Consider the following 1,520-nt stretch of genomic DNA (forward strand, 5'->3'; position numbering starts at 1 on the left):
CTGAAGCGCGCCTTAGGGAGAGGGCTAATGGCTGTTGAGAACAACTCCGCTTGAGCTTCCAGCGTCTTTGCTGCCAGGCCAGTGGAGAAAGGGAAGAATGGTAGCCTAATAAAGGGTAGGGTTGAGGCCATGCAAGAATTTCGTCCCGCTAACGCGATCAGAAACCTTCGCTTCATACTCCTGGGCTTGTGGATCTTGAGCCTGCTCGTTCTCCTCATCCAAAACTGGGGATCCCCGGCAAGGGTTGTGGTGGGTGGGCAATCGGGATCCCCGCTTCCTCTATCGTTGGTGCTATTGGCCTCTTATGGGGCAGGGATGGGGCTGGGATTTTTGTATGTAGGCTCCTGGCGATTGCACGACCGGGTGTTCCAGCGACAGGCAATCCGTAAGTTAACTCAGTTGAGCGACCGAGTTCGCTTTTTGGAAGCCCAGCTGATTCCCCCCGACCACTATTTGCCCCAAGATCTGCCGGAGTACGAGCCGGATCCCCAAGCAGGCCGCTATTCCTATTCCAATATCCCGCCGGAACGCATTCGCGATCCCGCTCCTGAGGACGACGATGCGGCAGCAGCTCCCAACTGGCGGATTGTCCAGCGGCCCTACGCCGACGAGGAGGAGGAAGGATGGGATTCCTAAACTGGTGGAAATCGTCTGCCGCTCCTGCGTCTGAGCCCGACCCCCGCCCTGAACCGCGGGGACAGAACAACTATCTGCTCATCGTCCTAGACAGTTGCCGCTTCGACAGCCTGCTGGCGGCCAACCCCAAGCACTTGCTGAAGTTGGGCCCTCTGGAAAAGCGCTGGAGCTACGCTTCCTGGACGGCCCCTGCCCATTACAACCTGCTCATGGGCCTGCTGCCCCACACCAGCCCCATCCACGTTTTTGCGTCCGAGCACTACAAGCAAGATTATCTGCGCTACAACGAGCGGCTCGGCACCCGGCAACCCATTGAGTTCAAGCATCTGCTGCCTCATCTCTATTTGCCGACGCTGCTGAAGCATCAACTGGGCTACACCACCCACGCCATGGTCTCCATGCCGGTGCTCAACCCCAGCACGCTGCTGAATCGGGATTTCGATTCCTACCGCCTCATGCCCCAGCACAACGATATGGCGGCCATGGTGGAACAGTTGCGCTTCGAGCCGGATCGCCCCAGCTTTTACCTGTTAAACGTGGGCGAAACTCACTATCCCTACGCGCTGCCCGATGAGGATCCCAGCTTGTGGCCCCGCATCTCGGGGGTGAATGGGGTGTTGAAGCGGCTGGATGAAGGAGAAGAGGACGGGATCCCCTTTTTCAATTCGGCCCAGTTGGAAGAGCTGCGGCAGCGACAGATCCAGGCGGTGCGCTACCTGGATGGGATCTTTGAACAGCTGTTCGACCTGGTTCCCAAAAACACCTACATCACGGTTACAGCCGATCACGGCGAACTGTTTGGGGAGGGAGGCTACTTCGGCCACGGCCCTATCCACCACGAAAAAGTGCTGGAGGTGCCTTTTATCGAGGGCAAGATTCGCTAG

At 58.2% G+C, this 1,520-nt stretch carries 2 protein-coding genes; both read left to right on the top strand.

From position 1 onward, the window contains the following. Positions 1-195 precede the first annotated feature (195 nt). Complete coding sequence (locus NW820_RS08040) at positions 196-636, top strand: hypothetical protein (protein ID WP_238376922.1); 441 nt, start codon at positions 196-198, stop codon at positions 634-636. Further along, the gene (locus NW820_RS08045; protein ID WP_414407188.1) at positions 624-1,520 is read left to right on the top strand and encodes a sulfatase-like hydrolase/transferase; all 897 of its coding nucleotides are present in this window, start codon (positions 624-626) and stop codon (positions 1,518-1,520) included. The genes NW820_RS08040 and NW820_RS08045 overlap by 13 nt, the downstream gene beginning before the upstream one ends.

The organism is Synechococcus sp. R55.7, from assembly GCF_047461955.1.
In the GTDB taxonomy this organism is placed as follows: domain Bacteria; phylum Cyanobacteriota; class Cyanobacteriia; order Thermostichales; family Thermostichaceae; genus Thermostichus.